General features: G+C 43.8%; 16 protein-coding genes and 1 pseudogene. 6 read left to right on the top strand and 11 right to left on the bottom strand.

Features of this window, described 5'->3' with window-relative positions:
• Positions 1 to 57: 57 nt before the first annotated feature.
• A pseudogene (locus tag V7K38_RS19465) lies at positions 58 to 579 on the top strand (transposase family protein); the annotation flags it as partial.
• A 331-nt stretch (positions 580 to 910) separates the two neighbouring features.
• Here the strand turns inward: V7K38_RS19465 and V7K38_RS19460 are convergent.
• The 8 genes from V7K38_RS19460 to V7K38_RS19425 form a co-directional block, all read right to left on the bottom strand.
• Positions 911 to 1369, bottom strand: a complete 459-nt coding sequence (locus V7K38_RS19460) for a hypothetical protein (protein ID WP_334860034.1) — start codon at positions 1367 to 1369, stop codon at positions 911 to 913.
• Positions 1370 to 1414: 45 nt separating this feature from the next.
• Positions 1415 to 1696 carry a hexameric tyrosine-coordinated heme protein gene (locus V7K38_RS19455; RefSeq protein WP_334860033.1) on the bottom strand — a complete coding sequence of 94 codons (282 nt, stop codon included), beginning with the start codon at positions 1694 to 1696 and terminating at the stop codon, positions 1415 to 1417.
• A gap of 33 nt (positions 1697 to 1729) precedes the next feature.
• On the bottom strand, positions 1730 to 2380 hold the full coding sequence (locus tag V7K38_RS19450; RefSeq protein WP_334860032.1) for a nitroreductase: 651 nt from the start codon (positions 2378 to 2380) through the stop codon (positions 1730 to 1732).
• A 96-nt stretch (positions 2381 to 2476) separates the two neighbouring features.
• The gene (locus tag V7K38_RS19445) at positions 2477 to 2884 is read right to left on the bottom strand and encodes a hypothetical protein (protein WP_334860030.1); all 408 of its coding nucleotides are present in this window, start codon (positions 2882 to 2884) and stop codon (positions 2477 to 2479) included.
• Between the two features lie 79 nt (positions 2885 to 2963).
• Positions 2964 to 4511: a GMC family oxidoreductase gene (locus V7K38_RS19440; RefSeq protein WP_334860037.1), complete on the bottom strand. Its 1548-nt coding sequence runs from the start codon at positions 4509 to 4511 to the stop codon at positions 2964 to 2966.
• A gap of 52 nt (positions 4512 to 4563) precedes the next feature.
• A complete protein-coding gene (locus tag V7K38_RS19435) occupies positions 4564 to 5502 on the bottom strand; it encodes an NAD-dependent epimerase/dehydratase family protein (protein WP_334860028.1) in 939 nt (312 codons plus the stop codon).
• Between the two features lie 90 nt (positions 5503 to 5592).
• Entirely contained in the window at positions 5593 to 6423 is an 831-nt protein-coding gene (locus V7K38_RS19430; protein WP_334860027.1) for an alpha/beta hydrolase, read from the bottom strand.
• Positions 6424 to 6595: 172 nt separating this feature from the next.
• A complete protein-coding gene (locus V7K38_RS19425) occupies positions 6596 to 7135 on the bottom strand; it encodes a DsbA family protein (protein WP_334860026.1) in 540 nt (179 codons plus the stop codon).
• Positions 7136 to 7337: 202 nt separating this feature from the next.
• Here V7K38_RS19425 and V7K38_RS19420 point away from each other — a divergent pair, with 202 nt between their 5' ends.
• Complete coding sequence (locus V7K38_RS19420; RefSeq protein WP_334860025.1) at positions 7338 to 7475, top strand: hypothetical protein; 138 nt, start codon at positions 7338 to 7340, stop codon at positions 7473 to 7475.
• Here the strand turns inward: V7K38_RS19420 and V7K38_RS19415 are convergent.
• From V7K38_RS19415 to V7K38_RS19405, 3 genes are all read right to left on the bottom strand, one after another.
• Positions 7472 to 8116, bottom strand: a complete 645-nt coding sequence (locus V7K38_RS19415) for a response regulator transcription factor (RefSeq protein WP_334860024.1) — start codon at positions 8114 to 8116, stop codon at positions 7472 to 7474. The two genes, V7K38_RS19420 and V7K38_RS19415, sit on opposite strands and share 4 nt — an antisense overlap.
• Positions 8113 to 14109 (bottom strand): AAA family ATPase, encoded by a 5997-nt coding sequence (locus V7K38_RS19410; RefSeq protein WP_334860023.1) that lies wholly within the window; start codon positions 14107 to 14109, stop codon positions 8113 to 8115. Before V7K38_RS19410 ends, V7K38_RS19415 begins: the two co-directional genes overlap by 4 nt.
• Before the next feature lie 133 nt (positions 14110 to 14242).
• Positions 14243 to 14749, bottom strand: coding sequence for a hypothetical protein (locus tag V7K38_RS19405; protein WP_334860022.1), 507 nt, complete (start codon positions 14747 to 14749; stop codon positions 14243 to 14245).
• Between the two features lie 8 nt (positions 14750 to 14757).
• Between V7K38_RS19405 and V7K38_RS19400 the strand changes: the two genes are divergently transcribed.
• From V7K38_RS19400 to V7K38_RS19385, 4 genes are all read left to right on the top strand, one after another.
• Positions 14758 to 15081, top strand: a complete 324-nt coding sequence (locus V7K38_RS19400) for an ArsR/SmtB family transcription factor (protein ID WP_334860021.1) — start codon at positions 14758 to 14760, stop codon at positions 15079 to 15081.
• A 20-nt stretch (positions 15082 to 15101) separates the two neighbouring features.
• Positions 15102 to 15581: an SRPBCC domain-containing protein gene (locus V7K38_RS19395; protein ID WP_334860020.1), complete on the top strand. Its 480-nt coding sequence runs from the start codon at positions 15102 to 15104 to the stop codon at positions 15579 to 15581.
• A 116-nt stretch (positions 15582 to 15697) separates the two neighbouring features.
• The gene (locus V7K38_RS19390; RefSeq protein ID WP_334860019.1) at positions 15698 to 16060 is read left to right on the top strand and encodes a hypothetical protein; all 363 of its coding nucleotides are present in this window, start codon (positions 15698 to 15700) and stop codon (positions 16058 to 16060) included.
• Complete coding sequence (locus tag V7K38_RS19385; RefSeq protein WP_334860018.1) at positions 16057 to 16473, top strand: HNH endonuclease; 417 nt, start codon at positions 16057 to 16059, stop codon at positions 16471 to 16473. Before V7K38_RS19390 ends, V7K38_RS19385 begins: the two co-directional genes overlap by 4 nt.
• Positions 16474 to 16668: the final 195 nt, after the last annotated feature.

Genomic DNA, 16668 nt, shown 5'->3' with positions numbered 1-16668 from the left:
GAAATTCTAGTTCAATGTCAAAAAGCTATAACGTAGATATAGCAAAGTTTCCAGACTATCTTGCCCCTCATGACAGCTTCGCTATATTTACCCCATATTGGTCAAAAAAGATTTTTTAGTAGGATATTGGAGAGCATACGTTAAAAACGCAAGTAATTATCCACCAAAAAACTAGTCAAATCATCTGTCTAGCGCATGGTAAAGGGAGAATTCATGATTTTCGCTTATTTAAAATTAGTGGAATCAGATTTGGAGAATTACTCAAAGTAATAGTGGATAAAGGCTATCAAGGAATTAGTAAAATTCATCAATTAAGTGAGCCAGCACGGTCTTCGGGGTTTCCCCCATGAGCGACTGGCGGTGAAACACCAATTAAAAAGCCAAAAGGTAAAAAGTTGACGAAAGAGCAGAAAAAATACAATAGTGAACTCAATCGATTAAGAATTGTTGTCGAACACGTTAATCTTCGTCTAAAAATATGCAAAAATATTGTCTGATAGATATCGAAATCGTCACCGACGTTTTGGGTTAAGGTCGAATTTAATAGGCGGAATTTATAATCACGAATTAACTCTATAAAGTCAGATAAAAAAATAAAATTATCAAATAATTTCATGACTTCATCAATCACCGAAACCATATTTGCTGTTAGTTTCAAAAAATTAGCGGTAAGCGAAGCCATGCCGTAGGCTTACAGCAGATTGCGCTCTAATCGAATACACGTAGAGACGTAGCACTGCTACGTCTCTACAAGGTTTTGGGTTTTATATATGTACTTCATTTACCTGAAATGTGCTGTATCGCTTGATAATAGCTAATCGAAAAAATTGATAAATTCTTCGTATTTTAATTGCAAAATCTGAAATTAAAACAACCGAATATTATACCACAAAATATTTATGCAAGAGTTCTAGGGAAACACAAGTTTCGATTCAGGTGAATGACCTAAGTAAATGTGAGCAGACGATTTCAGTACAATTTCGGAGTAGATAATTTTTTGCATATGTAAATTGGGGACTCGATTGGCTAGTGTGCGGTAAGCAGTGATTTCTCCTTCCAGGCTAAAGTCAGCATTCGCCACACAGTGGTAATAATCGTGAATTGCTAGGAATGCAAAACCATAAAACGGATTCGGATAAATCTCGCTATCGTAACTCTCAGCCGATACCCACAGACGCTCTTGGGCAATATCCGCACACATTTCGGCAGCCGTGCGATAGCGCATATAATCAGAGAACATCGGATTAATCGGAAGTTGTTGAAACTCGCCCAGGAGCCAGTCACAGAGTTCTTGTTGATCTAGGTCTGAGAGTTCGACAGATTCTCCTTCCAGGTAGAGTTTGGCAAGAGTCTCTACTTTGGGTGTCATGGAAATCACCTCTGAGCAAATTACTGATTTGATGCTGTCGAGATATTACTTGCGCCAGTAGTTATTAGCTGCGGCGATCGTGGCAAACTCTGTTGCAACCGTCTGTCCAACAGCAATCAACATCATGGCATCGTTACCATATACGTCTCGCAGTTGGTTGCGTTTTTCTTCATCCGGCTGAGTCAGTTTAATAATTAGCCGTGCCATTTTGACTGCCAATTGTCGTCCTGCTTCTGGTGTCTCAGTCAATAGTGAGTTATTAGGAACCAATGTAATTTCGGGTGGTGTCACAACAGGTGAATTGGTTGAAGCTATTACATTATCCATGTCAAAATCTGCTAGAATAAGAAAAAACAGGCTTTAATGGTCGAGGAACGTAACGTTTTTCTCAACAGATTCACGGCTAATATGCAGATGATTAGCGGGAAAATCAGGATCGGAATAGCCAACGGCTAAACCACAAATAATCAATAATTCCGGTGGGATGTTCAATTCGTTACGGATGATTTCGGGATAACCCGCTAGTGAAACCTCTACGCAAGTGCCAAGTCCGCGAGCAGTTAGGCACAATACCAGCGTTTGTAGATACATCCCCACACTCAAAGCATCCGCAACGCCAAGGTCTTGGTGCATACAAACAATACCAATCACTGGTGCGCCAAAAAATTCGTAATTGCGAAGAACGGCTTGTGTTCTATTCGCTTTATCGTCCCGAGCAATGCCCATTGATCCGTAGACTTGCACACCTAGTTCCTGGCGGTAATGCTGGAAGGCTTCTGGAAGTGGTGGGATGTTAGGCAGTTGTTGGTTGGCTTGGTTTAGCAAAGCCTCTTGGAGGCGATCGCGACGGACACCAACAGCAAACACCATCCGCCACGGCTGGATGTTTGAATTTGACGGCGCACACTGGGCTAAAGTGAGAGCTTCATCAAGCAAATTTCGCGGCACTGGTTGAGATAAGAATTTGCGTGTTGAGTGTCGGTCTTGAATAGTTTGTTCGAGATCGAACATATTAAATCAACCTTGATAAGAAATAAATGTGAACTCAAATACTCATCTAGCAGCCTCAGAAGACTCCCGCCACACCGCAAGGTTAGGGGGAGTAGTTTACAAAACTTGTTCTTGCTGAGTTGTCGTTTTCAATGCCCCTATACCAACCCAACAGCCAAATCCATTCACAATTAATATCAAGATGGCTGTAACTTGGAATAGCATTCCCCAACCTGCAAAGGCAACTTGAGAAACATGATCCGGACTAATTACAAGCAAATGATTGTAGATTGCAAAAAGGAGCGATCCTGCCATTGAACCCAGTAACAGCCAGCTACCGAGGCGGTAAAACTGTGTCCAAAGTAAAACAGCTGCAATGATGGGAATTAGAAAAGTCACAATCGCCACAAACGAACTCTGAAGCACAGAGAGGGCAACTGGGATTTCTATATGTGCTAAACCATGTAGTCCATTAGCGATCGCATGAAGAACCACGATCACTGTTCCATATTGAGCAATCTTCATTTTTCTTCTACCTCAAATTTTTAACTGGCATAAAGAATCGTCACTTACTAACTTCTAAATTGTCCGATCATTGAGCGAGTCAGTTGGCAATTGCTTTCTGTCCTTGCTTTGAAAAGCTTTTAATTAAAGCAGCAGCTTTTTCGCCAATCATCATGCTGGCCGCGTTCGTATGTCCCGTAATTACAGTTGGCATGATTGAAGCATCGACGATACGCAACCCCTGAACTCCATGTACCCGTAGTTCGGGGTCTACAACTGCCATAGAGTCAGTTCCCATTTTACAAGTGCCGATTGGATGAAACACCGTACCGCAAACGTTGCGGATATAAGCTTCGAGTGCTGTATCACTAGTCACGTTGGCACCAGGAGCAACTTCCCGACCTCGAAACGGATCGAAGGCACTGGTATGAAACAATTGGCGCATTAATTTAATTCCGTCAATTAGCTTTTTCACATCGGATTGACTTTGCAGATAGTTCAATCGAATCATTGGTGCATCTTTGACATCCGGCGAACGCAAACTGACACTGCCAATATTTTGGGGATGAGTCAAAATGACCAGACCAGTGAAGCCTAAAGAGTTGGCATAGGCAGGAGGTGCCCACAGAATCGGGCCGAAGATCAGCTCTAAATCCGGTGCAGCTGACAAATTACCTTCGCTATGCAAAAACAATACAGCTTCGGCGATGCCATTGCTAGTAATTGCCGTGTGTAAATCACCAGTTGCTTCGTATGGAATAGGAACAACAATGTGGTCTTGTAGATTTTGACCGACACCAGGCAAATCAACGACAACAGAAATTCCCATTGCTTGTAATTGTGCTGCATCCCCAATGCCTGACAGCATCAGCAACTTGGGCGAATCGAATGCACCTGCACTAACAATCACTTCCCGATCGACCCTGGACTGGTGCAGTGTTCCTTTGTGCAGATATTCTGCTCCAACGGCACGAGTTCCTTCAAATAACAACCGAGTTACCAATGCTCCAGTCGTTGTGGTCAAATTAGGGCGAGCGAGAATCGGCAGGAGGAAGGCAGCCGCAGCACTATGCCGTTTCCCATCTTTGACCGTCAATTGAAATGGCCCTACTCCTTCCTGTTGGATGCCATTGAAATCAGGATTGTAGTCATAACCCAGCGTTATTGCTGCCTCTACAAATTGTTGAGATATTGTGGCAGGAGCAATCAGATCGGTGACACTCAACTCACCATCTACACCGTGGTATTCGGAGGCACCGCGTTGCTGATGCTCAAATTTCTTGAAATAGGGCAATACATCCTGGTAACTCCAACCGGGATTGCCTAGTGACTGCCAGCGATCGTAATCGTGATGATTGCCTCGGACATACAGCAGGAAATTGATTGAACTGCTGCCTCCCAAGACTTTGCCACGAGGACAAAAGATTTTGCGATTGTCGAGATACGGCTCTGGTTCAGAGAAGTAACCCCAGTCTACCTCAGTGCCAAGTAGAGTTGTGCAGTCTAACGGAATTTGAATCTCTGGTTTTGTATCTGGATTACCTGCCTCGAGTAACAGTACGCTGGTTTCTGGGTCTTCGGTCAGACGGTTAGCGACAACACAGCCTGCCGAACCTGCACCAATCACAATGTAGTCATACTGAGTCATGATTCTTTCTGCTTGTTGATTGTATGTTGCAGTTTGCTTGTTTCTAAAATTGCTAACTGGCATGAGCCGCAGCAGTTCCAACCAGCCACTCCAGCGATCGCGGCTGAAAATTGAGTTCGCGTTTTGCCTTGGCATTTGATGCGCCTCGCATTTGAGTACCGTAGTAGACGGCATCCGCACCACCTACTTTCAGTGCCTCCTCAACTGATATCTGCGGAGGTGGTGGTGCATTGAGCCAACGGGCATAGGCAGAAAGCCACTCACGAACTTCTAAGGGGCGATCGCCCGTAATCAAGTAAATGCCAGGATTGCCTTGTTCTGCTGCCGCAACTGTAGCGAACGCTGCATCTTCAATATGTAACCACGACCATACGCCTTCTCCATTCCCCACGATTGGGAACTGTTGCTGGCGCACCTGGTTAGCAGCGTCACCATCGGCAGCAAACCAAGTCCCAGACCCGTAGAAGAAGCCATAACGCAGAGCAATTCCTTCTATGTTCGGCGTTTCTAGGAGACGACGTTCAATCTCAGTCACTGTGTGTGCATCTGCTGCAACTGCGGGCGAAGCATCAAAAGCTAAGGTAGTTTCTTCGTTTGCCAATCCCGTACCAGGAACTCCCCAGAATGCGATCGACTGTCTCAAGTAACGACGCACGCCTGCTGCTTGCGCTGCTGCCAACACATTAGCACCCCCTTCTAAACGAATACGCTGGTTGAATGCTACTGCTGCACTCATTGATTCGCCAGTGTAGGTTTTGGGTAGTGCGGTGAGTTGTTCGATTACCACTTCCGGTTGAGCGCGAACTAGAGCCGCTTTGACAGCATCAGCATCGAATACATCTGCGAGCGCAGGTTCCACGCCTTGTTCGGCTAAAGTTTGCGCGTTTTCTGAAGAACGCGTCAATGCAACTACATCGTGACCTTTGGCAATCAATTGCGCGATTAGTGGACGACCGATAACTCCCGTTGCGCCTGCCACAAAAATCTTCATTGTTGACTCCTCCAATAAATAGTGCTGGGGTAAGGCTCTGATTAAATTTCAATAGAATAGAGCAGTCAAATCACAACCAGTTTGCCCAACTTATGATGCGGCTCGAAGTCGCGTAGACGTTCCAGTCAATGTGTTCTGCGCCCAGGAAAGAGCATACTCTGCGACCTCCTGCCAGCCTTCTTGGGCAACAATCAGGTGAGAGCGATTCGGAAATTCCTTGTAGTCAGTAATGGCGTTTGAACGAGCATATTTTTTGTAGTTAATCTTGTTCTGCACGGATGGAACTAAGTGATCATTAGCGCCAGCGATCAAGAGCAATGGCGATCGCTGGTGATTGCGATAATTCACTTTAGTCGCAGCCCAGGGATTAAAATTTGCTAAAGCAACCTGGAAGATCGGGCGACCGGGCCCGGGAATTGCATTGCGCTGATATGCCGAGCGAGCTTCAGATTCTGGCATCGTATTGGCAAAGGCATACTTGAATTGCTTAAACGTTAGCGATACTGGGTGCTGATAATTCCACGGATTTGACAGCACTGGACTCACTGATTTAATCGCGGAAAATGGTAGCTTCCAGATTCCTTTTGGAGTGGCTGAATCGATCGCGACACCAGCCGCACCCAGACCTCGATCAAGCAGGATCTGCACAATCAGTCCGCCAAAGGAGTGACCCATGAGAATCGGTGGCTCATCAAGAGTCCGAGCAAATTGCTCATAGTGGTCGGCAACCTCGGTGATACCTAAACCTGCAAGTGCTGACGGATCGCGGCGGATCGCTTCAACTTCGCTAAGTAACCGTGGCCAAGCTGGTGCAAATACTTGGTATCCCTGCCTTTGATAAAACTCACGAAACAGATCCCAACTGCCTGGTGTCATCCATAATCCGTGGATGAGAACAATTGTTTTCTTTGTTTGATTCATGGTTTAAATCCTTTTTCTGCGGATGTGTTGCGAGCAATTATTCAAGCGAGAATGAGCGGAATCCTGATAACAAAACACTTCAGACGTGTTGATTAAAGTGGAGTCAAGGTATTGTAAATTACTACTCATAAGTTCATTTCCTAGCTCAACGTCAAGAGTTCAATCGATTCAACTAAGTGTTTTGAAGTTCAATCTCGTTCAATAGTTTCTCTGTGTCCCAGGCATCTCGATAGCGAGTACTGTTGATAAATAAAGCTGGAGCACTGTTAACTCCGCTTTGGATGCCGCCTTGAATATCTTGAGTAACCCGTTTAGCATGAACATAGTCTGTCATATCCCGCAGAAATCGGTCGATGTCAAGCTGTATTTCATAGGTGTACTGTAAAAGATGTCCATTATCAAGTGCGGATTGATTCGCAAACAAGATATTGTGCATTTGCCAAAACTTATTTTGTGCGGCGGCCGCTTCTGCCGCTTCTGCTGCCTTTTGTGCTTGAGGATGTAAGTGTGTACGGGGGAAATGGCGAAATACAAAGCACAATGGAATCTGTTGCTGAATCTCTTGAATCATCCTGTTAACCTCACCACAGGAAAGACATTGATAGTCACCGTATTCCACTAAAATGACTGACGCATCCATTCCTCCTTGGGTATGGTCGTGTTCTGAAACTGGTATGAGCAGCTTATCACCATCGCTTGTTTGACTCATCATTTTTTTATGCGGTCTGTGCATAGCATCTTGGCGATGAAAATGCTGGAAAAAACAATAATAAATTAGCTGCTGCTGATTAATAGGATGATTTTTCTCACGCAAAGAGGAAGAGTTTTAAATGTTGAAATAAATAATTTCATCTAATTTCATCCCGCAATTATGCAACGCCAGAAATGCAATATCGTTTCTTGGTTCTGAGAATATGAAAATGGCCCCCACTTTGTCACATCCCCTGCGAGAAGTTTTTACACTAGTAATAGGGGTAGGAATTAACTTAATCTTAAGTCCAGAAACAACCTATCCTCAAGAGCAGGTGATGACTCTAGGACTAAGTTTTTAAAGTGTAATAATGCCGCGCTTGAGAGCAACAATCATCGCTTGAGTGCGATCGCTCACTCCCAATTTGCTCAAAATATTTTTCACATGAAATTTGACTGTTCCCTCAGCGATCGCCAAAACTATGCTAATCTCTAAGTTGCTCTTGCCCGTTGCCATCAGGCGTAGCACTTCCAACTCACGCTCAGTTAGTTCTGGACTCTGTAGCCGTTCTGCCAGTTTTGCGCCCACTGCTGGGGGGATATAGTGTTTACCGTTGTGAACTGCCCGAATTGCTGCCAATAGTTCGTCTGGCTCTGCATCTTTTAAAACATAGCCCTTCGCACCTGCGCGCAATCCCCGATAGATGTCTTCGTCGCTGTCGTAGGTTGTCAGGACGATGATTCGAGCGTTGGTAAACTCAGCACAGATAGTAGCGATCGCCTCCACGCCGCTCATCTCAGGCATCCGCAAATCCATCAATGTGACATCGGGTTGATGTTGGCGGAACAATTCTACGGCTTCGTAACCGTTGCAGGCTTGCCCAACTACGGTCATATCCAGTTTATATTCGAGTACGGCTGCTAGACCTTCGCGCATAAACGGATGATCGTCGCTGATCAAGATGCGGATAACAGAGGAGTCAGGTGTCGAAGGGAGTGTCATGGCATTTGTACCCTCACTGTGATTTCTGTCCCTTGTTCAATGTGGCTCACAATCGTCAATTCTGCCCCAATCCGTTGGGTGCGTTCGGTCATTCCGAGTAAGCCAAAGCCCCGACCGATAGACAGACTGCTGCTTTCAAAGCCTTGTCCATTGTCTTTGATTTGCAAGATGAAATGTGTTGACTCATACCGCAACTCAACACTAATGTTGCTTGCCTTGGCATACTTAAATGCATTGGTTAACGCTTCTTGCCCGATGCGAAGTAAATTAGTTTCTACCTCTTTCGGCAGAGTATATGGTTCACCAATCACTTCGCAGACGACCTTTACTGAGGTGAGAGAAAACATCTGCGTAGCGAAGCGATTGAGTGCGCTGTACAAATCCCCTTCTTCTAGGATCTGTGGGCGGAGTGCTTCTACCGAGCGACGGGCATCCGACAGCCCAGAACGTGCCAAGATCCGCCCCGTTTTTAGGTGTGACTGGGCAGCATCTGGATCAAGGGTGAGGCGCTGGGAGGCAGCATCTAAGTGAACGATGATACTAGTAAAAGCTTGGGCTAATGTATCATGAATTTCTCTCGCCATACGGTTGCGTTCTTGCATAATTGATGATTCTTCAGCGCGTTGGCGTTCGCGCAGTGCTGCATTTCGCTGTTCGCTAATATTTGTAATCAGACCATAGAAGCCTTTTGTTTGAGCATGGCAATCGCTATCGGGGATGAAGGTAGCACTGATATACTTGTTGCCAAAGGGAAAGGGAATTTCTGCTTCATAGGTTGTCATTTCGCCTCCCAGCGTGCGATTAATATACGGTTCCACAATTTTATAAGCTGTCTCGCCCAGAAGTTCACGGACAGATTTGCCCAGAATTTCATCTCGACTACAGCTAAACCAAACTTCATAGGTGCGGTTCACAAATCGATAGCACTGGTTGATATCTACATAACTAATACAAACGGGTAGAGCATTGGTAATCAATCGTAATTCTTGCTCTCGTAAGCGAAGCTCGTCGTAGACATCACGCAGTGCCGCCTCACTCGCCTGTAAAGCCGCCGTTCGTTGGGCTACCTGTTGCTCTAAGGTGCGGTTGTAATCGGCTAACAGTTGCTCTGCTTGTTTGCGCTTGGTGATGTCTTGAAAAGCTGAGATTGCATAAACTACATTCCCCTTTTCATCAAAAACTGGAGTTCCCCACCCTTCAACGGGAATAGTTGTATTGTTTTGGCGAATTTCTAAATCATCAATTCTCGTGCGTTCACCACTTAATGCCCGCATCACTGGCAAGTTCTCAATGGGATATGGTTGCTCTGTTCCCGCTAAATAAAGTTGATAAATTTCTGCAAGTTGCTCTGGTGTCGCACCAGGAATAATCCCTTTGCCTAATAGTTGAATTGCCTGTTGATTGGCGTAGCAAGGGCGACCCTGTGTATCTACAACTCCAATTCCTACCGGCACTGCTTCCAGGAATTGAGCCATCTGACTTTCGCTCTTCCGTAGTTTGGAGTAGAGTTTGGCATTTTCAATGGCGATCGCTGCTTGGGTTGATAACAAGTTCAATACTTGCGATCGCTCTGGTGTAAATGCCCCAGATGCCAATTGATTTTCCAGATACAACACGCCAACAAGTTTACCTTGCTTCAGTAGTGACATACATAAGATTGATTGAGGTTGATGCTGTTGAATATATGGCTCATCGATAAAATTACCTTCACGGGTGGCATCATTTAAAATGACACACCCATGAGTACGAATAACATAATTAATAATCGATTCCGGTACGAGATTTGCTGTTGAGATAGATTGCAGCACCTGCGTAATACAGACAGTATCACCATCATTGAGTTCGCAAGCAGCTTCAATTACCCATTCTCCTGAGTTTTCCAAAAATAGAAATCCTGTTTGTGCGCCAGCATTCTCAATTAAGATTTTCATCAAGGAGTTGAGCAATTGCTCTAGTTCAATTTCACTCGAAATCGCCTGTGATGCTTTTAGCACAGAGGCTAAATCAAATGCGATGGGTGAGTTGTTAGAAGTAGTTTTAGAAACTTTGGGAATTAATGTGTGAGTGACGTTCGATAACTGAGTAAATAGCTGCGAATAGCGAGTTTCTAAATCTCTTACTTTCGCAGTCGCTCCCCAACGCTCATAGCAGTAATGAGCTTCCTTCATATATGTTTGGGCAAACTTTTCTCGACCTCGCACCAAATAATGTTTTGCAGCCAATTCATAAGCTAATGCCTCTTCTTGGATATATCCATTTTCTCTAGCTCCAAGAATTGCTTGTTCGTAAAATTCTTCTGCCTCTAATAACTGACCTAAAACTCTTGCAATCTCTGCTTGTACTAAGTGATATTTATGCAAATGATTTATTGGCGCATAATTAGCCCATTGCTTTATTTTCTCTTGATTAACATCAACATTTTTGAGGATTTCCGCCTGCGCTTTAGCGTTGCTTTCGGGGTATATTGCCAGCTTTGCCAGAGAGTCATAGAGGTAGTACAAAGGATAAAGCGCTGTCCCTCTTGCTTTGAGTAAATGTCTTTGTGCTTTGCTCCCGTTTTCAACTGCCTGAGAATATTCAGAAAATAGATAGCATAGGAAGAGTTTGTTGAAATGTACTAGAAAAATTACGGCTCCATCTGTTTCATCCTGTGGCAGTCTATTCCCCTCATTGTAAGCTTCCCCAATTAGCAGGGTTAGACTGACCGAGCGTCCCATCAAATTTAAGACAGACTGCTGAAATATTTGATTCCAGGCGAGTGGTGTTTCTTGTTTGATTTGATGGATTGCTTCACCGTAGGTTCTCAAATCGCATTCAAGTTTGACGAGTTCCTTTCCGGCGATAAAGGATTGCAAGCAATAAGTATGAGCGCAATAGGCAGCAAACTCTAAATCTCCAGTTTCTAGCCCACTTTGATAACCTTCTGGTAATTGCTGGGATGTTTTTCTAATATGTTCTTTCCAGTGGATAATGAAGACATATACAATGAAAAATGTCTTAGCTGTGAGTGCATGGGTCTTAGACTGCGACAACAACCTCAAAGCAAGCTGTCCAAATTGGTAGCCAGATTCGATGTTTCCGACCATTCCACAAAGAATTAACCCAAAGTTGGCATACGCAAAGGGAGAAGTAAAGGCATTGCCATACTGGATTGACAAGTTGACTTGTTTCGATGCTAGTAGCGACATCAAATCAGGAGCAGCTATTTGGGCAGCAATCATGATGCTTGATAAAATTCGCATTGCTGCTAACTTGTCCGGGTCGGTCATTTCTGGTAAATGGCTCAAGTCTCCAATTGGCTTTTCACCAATAAGTGATGTAATTGTATCTATCTCAAGCTGAATATATGACTTACTTGGCTCTTTAGGAAAACTGATCCCTAGTTGCTGCAAAACTTGCAATGCAGTATCAATCGCTTTCAATGGCTGGCTCTGCGCCATGTCGGTTTGAATTTTGACTTCGTAAACTTTTACAATATTGAGAACAGTTTTAGCTTCTTGCAAAACGATCGCAACCCAGTATTCTACCTGCTCAAAATCGCCACATAAATACGCAACTTCTGTTGTTTCTATATATAAATCTAATGTCAGGTCATAGTTTGTTTGCCAGCTAGAAGCCGCCAGCCAAACTCTTGCTGTGGCTAAATATTTTTTCGCCATACTATAGGCGATCGCAGCTTTTGCTTTCTGCGCTGCCATCAAATTCAATTTGGCAATTTCATTGCGTTCTGGTTGCTCGCTAACAAGCTCAATCCCCTGATTGAGATGATCGACAATTTCAAACAGCCTTTCGGATATTCGCTCTGGTAGAGTTTTTTCTAGGAGATTGCGACCAGTTTGTAAATGAACAACTTCTTTATGCGACTCATCAATTAAGGCGTATGCTGCTTGCTGCACGCGATCGTGCAAAAATTTATATTCTTGAATTAACAAGTCTTCGTCTAATTCAGATAGAGGTTGAATTAATCCAACTTGGATGGCTGCTAGTAAATCCCGGAAAACCGCTTTAGGAGTTTGATCACAAACAATCGATAAAGTATCTAAATTAAACTCGGCACCGACACAAGATGCTAACCGGAGAATTTGCTGTGTGATTTCTGGTAGTTTCTTTAACTTGCGAAGCATCAACTCCACAACATTATCGGTGATGTTTTGGGATTGAATCTGAGCAATGTTCCACTCCCAGCTTAAATGTTTAGCATCAAAGGTCAATAAATTTTCGCTATACAGCATTCTCAAAAATTCATTGACAAAAAAGGGATTGCCCTCAGTTTTACGCAACACCAACTCAGCTAAGGAGCGAACAGTGTCTGCATTTTGATGTAGCGTCTGGGCAATCAACTGACTCAACGGCTCCAGTGTTAAGGGTTTCAGGATAATCTCCTGAAGTACTGTCCCTTGTTTTTGCAGTCTCTCCAAGGTTAATACCAATGGATGCATTGGATTTACTTCATTATCTCGATAGGCTCCAATCAAAAATAAGGATTGGGTTTGCTCATCCAGCAGCATCAGCTCGATTAAGTTCAGGGTTGCTGAGTCGATCCACTGCAAATCATCTAAGAAAATCACTACTGGATGTTCTTTTGAACAAAACACCCGCACAAACGATTGAAAGATGCGATTGAAGCGATTTTGAGCTTCCGTTGCTCCAACTTCCGGTACAGGTGGCTGCTTGCCAATAATTAACTCAACTTCTGGGATCACATCAATGATAATTTGTCCATTGCTTCCTAAAGCCGTGAGTAGGAGCGATCGCCATTGTTGCACTTGCTCGTCTGATTCACAGAGTATTTGTCTTACCAATTTTTGCAGAGCATCTGCGATCGCCCTGTAGGGAATATTGCGCTGAAATTGATCGAATTTACCCCAGATAAAATAGCCGCGTTTTTGGGTGATTGGTTTATAGAGTTCCTGCACTAATGCTGATTTCCCAATTCCAGCGTAGCCAGAAACCAGCATCATTTCGACTTTGAAGGTTTGGTTGTTCTTTTGTTCCTGTTGTGCAGTTTTTTGTGTATAGTTTTGTGAAGAAGTAACGCGGTCAAAAGCCGCTAATAACATCGCAACTTCATTGTCTCTTCCGTAGAGTTTTTGGGGAATTTGAAACTGATCGCAAACATCTTGCAGACCTAGTTGAATACTATCAATTTGACCAATTTCTTTTAATTGGTCAGCACAAAATTCTAAATCTGCTTTGATTCCCCAAGTACTTTGATAGCGATCCTCTGCATTCTTCGCCATCAGTTTGACAATGATATCTGAAACTGGTTTGGGAATCGTTGCATTCAGTTTATAAGGTGGAGGTGGCTGTTTAGCAATATGGCAATGGACTAGCTCAAGGATGTCCGTTGTGGGAAAAGGTAGGTGTCCGGTTATAAGTTCGTAGAAGGTTACACCCAGCGAGTAAAAATCGGTGCGGTAGTCGAGCAAACGGTTCATCCGCCCAGTTTGCTCTGGAGACGAGTAGGCGGGTGTGCCTTCTAAAACATAGTGGCTCTTAAAAGTTGGATTCGTGCGGTTAAATTGGGTTGCAATCCCGAAGTCAATAAATTTAATAACGCCAGTATCCTGATTCAGGACAATATTTCCAGGGTTGATGTCCTTATGAATAACATTAGCTGCATGGATTTTGCCCAGAATCTCTGTGAGTTCGATCGCAAGAGGTAGAAACGTGGTTAACGGCAAGGGGTAAAAACCTGTACGTTTATGCCTCCATTGCTCTAAAGACTCTCCACCAAAGTCTTCTAAGAGAATGACGAGAGTGCGTTGATACTCCTGCTGACTGTACGCCTTGACAACTCCTCCCAGGTTAAGGAGGCGGGTAATTTCGTATTCCTGTCTGTAGCGTGTTAGTTCCTGGGGAGAGGGATAATCTTGCTTGAGTATTTTTACGATTACCGCCAAATTATCTTGTACCTTGATGCCCCGATACACCAAAGATGCCGAACTCTCATAGATTTTGCTTTGAATGGCAACTCCCGGTAGGGCAATCATTGCGCTCTCTTTCGATGATTATGAGCAACATCGTTAATTATACAGTTTGCAATTTGTTTTCATAATAATTATCAAAATTGTTTTGACTTGAGGCAAAATCTGCCGAGGACACAAAGCATAACCACTACCATTATTAGTACATCAAGCTTTTAGAAGAACTTCTCATTACCCAGATATCTTGACTATTATAAAAATCTCCACGTTGCTCCAAAGTAAAACCACCAAGTAACAATCCTAACCACACCTCCACCATCGGCATTTCCAATCCCTGCTGTAGTTTAGTCAAAGAAATTTCATCTTTGACATTTATCAGGTAGTTAGCGATCGCAGTAACCCATTTTTGTACATTTTCATCACCCGCCAAGCGATGAACATCTTCTATAGTTTTAACGGATTCTAGCATTGCGAAGATGTTCTCTTTCTGAACAGGGGCTGCGACTGAATCAGTGCTAGTAGCAGTTTGTGTAAAATGGTGTGAACCATGTCGTCTAAAAGTTTGCGGTATTACCTCTTCGATCAAATCATCCAAATCAAGCTGCACACCCAAAATTGTATGTGACTTCAGGTAGAATTTGCCCAAGGCAGAAGGTAAAAGTTGGCCGCGTTGCCACTTGACACGATCTGTATCTTTGGATATCATTCAACTATATGGTTGAATCAAATGTAGCCCTTGATAAAATTTTTGCTGCTTTGGCTGATGTGACGCGGCGAGACATTCTTTTTCGGGTATCAACAGCAGAACATACTATCGGCGAATTAGCACAACCCTATGCGATATCTTTTGCAGCGATCGCAAAGCATATCAGTGTGTTGGAGAAAGCTGGACTGATTACCAAGCGTCGAAGTGGTAAGGAGAAAGTTATTCAGATTCAGCCGAAAACTCTCAAAGTAGCCGCAGCGTATCTGGGCGAGTATGAAAAAATCTGGAGTGCCCGCTTTGATGCTCTGGAAAAACTACTAGAAGATCGATAACAAAGTAGCAGGAGGGTAGTATGGCAAATCTGACAGTAACAGTTCCAGAAAATTCACAAAATATCTTGGGTACTGTCACAATCAAGGCTCGGTTAGAAAAGGTATTTGAAGCATATACCAAAGAGGAACTGTTTGCCAATTGGTGGTGTCGCGGTAATCCAATGAAAGTGTATCACTTCGATTGTCAAGACGGCGGCAGTTGGCACATTGCTGAACAATCAGAAGATGGTAACGAGTATGAGTTTACTGGCTGTTTTCATGAAGTCGCTCTAGATAAACGAATCGTGCAGACATTTGAATTCTTGGGGATGCCGGAACGTGGGCATGTCATGCTGGAAAAAGCTGAGTTTGTCGCAATTGACGAACATACAACTGAGATTCGTACCCATAGCACAGCAATGAGCCAGTCAGACCGTGACGGCATGGTTGCTAGCGGCATGGAAAACGGCTGGCGGCAGTCCGTTGAAGCTCTGGGCAAGCTTTTAGAACCAAACGATTAATTACAATTGCGATGGCTACGCCGACCAAAGGTACGTGGTATCCGATTAATTTAATTGTGGAATATTTTGTCAGCTAAAATCCAGAAAGTGTATCCTTGTAGTAAAAGCAAACGTCTATGCAAGTTACATTTGACTTACCTGATGAAGTTGTCAGTCAGCTTCAACCCTTTGCAGACAAACTGCCTCAAATCCTAGAGTTGGGGTTACGAGAACTGAATGCGATTGCTCAGTCAGGATTTTCAGGTATGGCTGAAGTCGTAGAATTTCTGGCAAGCCTACCCACTGCTGAAGCCATTATTGCCCTGCGTCCCTCTGAATCCCTGCAAGCTCAAATTAACATTCTGGTAGAAAAAAATCGGACGGTAGGTTTAACCGCAACAGAAGAGCAGCAATGGCTTGGGTATCAATATTTAGAGCATATTGTCAGAATGGCTAAGGCTAGAGCCTTCTTGAAGATCAAAGAAGCTAATGCAGAATGAGCAAAACCTATATTCCTGTAGCTCTCCGAAGACAGGTTTATGAACGGGCAAAAGCTTGTTGTGAGTATTGTCTGATTCCTGATGTCGCTACCTTTGCGCCTCATGAGATTGACCACATCATTGCTGAAAAACATAGTGGACGGACTGAAGCGGAAAATTTAGCACTATCCTGTACTCTGTGCAATAAGCACAAAGGAAGTGATCTCGCCTCTGTCGATCCAGAAACCGGAAAAATCTTACCCTTGTATCATCCTCGCCAAGACATCTGGCATGAACATTTTCGCCTGAGTGGGTCTCTTTTTGTGCCTTTAAGCCCCATAGGTCGGGTTACGATTGGGTTATTGCAGTTAAACCGTCGTGACAGAGTTGAGGAGCGTCAGCTTTTACTACAAGCTGGAATAATCGCTCCATAAGGTCGGCGATCGCCTCAATGTCCCAAGCTCATAACTTGAGCAACCCAGTTTGAAACCATAAAGCAAGCAAGTTGCTCACATTATGCTTTCAGTGACATTATACTACACTTATGATACACCGCGTTCAACACAAAATAAGTATTAATAATTGCACGGAATTAACAAGGTATACCAAAACTATGGAAAATACGAGTC

The organism is Nostoc sp. (assembly GCF_036917465.1).
In the GTDB taxonomy this organism is placed as follows: Bacteria; Cyanobacteriota; Cyanobacteriia; order Cyanobacteriales; family Nostocaceae; genus Nostoc.
The sequence above is the reverse complement of the archived record's forward strand: the minus strand, read 5'-3'. Positions and strand labels throughout refer to the sequence as shown.

What these genes read in the sequence shown, in the direction of transcription:
- V7K38_RS19460 (WP_334860034.1), bottom strand. Translation starts at nt 1,369, where the DNA reads ATGACACCCAAAGTAGAGACTCTTGCCAAACTCTACCTGGAAGGAGAA.
- V7K38_RS19455 (WP_334860033.1), bottom strand. Translation starts at nt 1,696, where the DNA reads ATGGATAATGTAATAGCTTCAACCAATTCACCTGTTGTGACACCACCC.
- V7K38_RS19450 (WP_334860032.1), bottom strand. Translation starts at nt 2,380, where the DNA reads ATGTTCGATCTCGAACAAACTATTCAAGACCGACACTCAACACGCAAA.
- V7K38_RS19445 (WP_334860030.1), bottom strand. Translation starts at nt 2,884, where the DNA reads ATGAAGATTGCTCAATATGGAACAGTGATCGTGGTTCTTCATGCGATC.
- V7K38_RS19440 (WP_334860037.1), bottom strand. Translation starts at nt 4,511, where the DNA reads ATGACTCAGTATGACTACATTGTGATTGGTGCAGGTTCGGCAGGCTGT.
- V7K38_RS19435 (WP_334860028.1), bottom strand. Translation starts at nt 5,502, where the DNA reads ATGAAGATTTTTGTGGCAGGCGCAACGGGAGTTATCGGTCGTCCACTA.
- V7K38_RS19430 (WP_334860027.1), bottom strand. Translation starts at nt 6,423, where the DNA reads ATGAATCAAACAAAGAAAACAATTGTTCTCATCCACGGATTATGGATG.
- V7K38_RS19425 (WP_334860026.1), bottom strand. Translation starts at nt 7,135, where the DNA reads ATGATGAGTCAAACAAGCGATGGTGATAAGCTGCTCATACCAGTTTCA.
- V7K38_RS19420 (WP_334860025.1), top strand. Translation starts at nt 7,338, where the DNA reads ATGAAAATGGCCCCCACTTTGTCACATCCCCTGCGAGAAGTTTTTACA.
- V7K38_RS19415 (WP_334860024.1), bottom strand. Translation starts at nt 8,116, where the DNA reads ATGACACTCCCTTCGACACCTGACTCCTCTGTTATCCGCATCTTGATC.
- V7K38_RS19410 (WP_334860023.1), bottom strand. Translation starts at nt 14,109, where the DNA reads ATGATTGCCCTACCGGGAGTTGCCATTCAAAGCAAAATCTATGAGAGT.
- V7K38_RS19405 (WP_334860022.1), bottom strand. Translation starts at nt 14,749, where the DNA reads ATGATATCCAAAGATACAGATCGTGTCAAGTGGCAACGCGGCCAACTT.
- V7K38_RS19400 (WP_334860021.1), top strand. Translation starts at nt 14,758, where the DNA reads ATGGTTGAATCAAATGTAGCCCTTGATAAAATTTTTGCTGCTTTGGCT.
- V7K38_RS19395 (WP_334860020.1), top strand. Translation starts at nt 15,102, where the DNA reads ATGGCAAATCTGACAGTAACAGTTCCAGAAAATTCACAAAATATCTTG.
- V7K38_RS19390 (WP_334860019.1), top strand. Translation starts at nt 15,698, where the DNA reads ATGCAAGTTACATTTGACTTACCTGATGAAGTTGTCAGTCAGCTTCAA.
- V7K38_RS19385 (WP_334860018.1), top strand. Translation starts at nt 16,057, where the DNA reads ATGAGCAAAACCTATATTCCTGTAGCTCTCCGAAGACAGGTTTATGAA.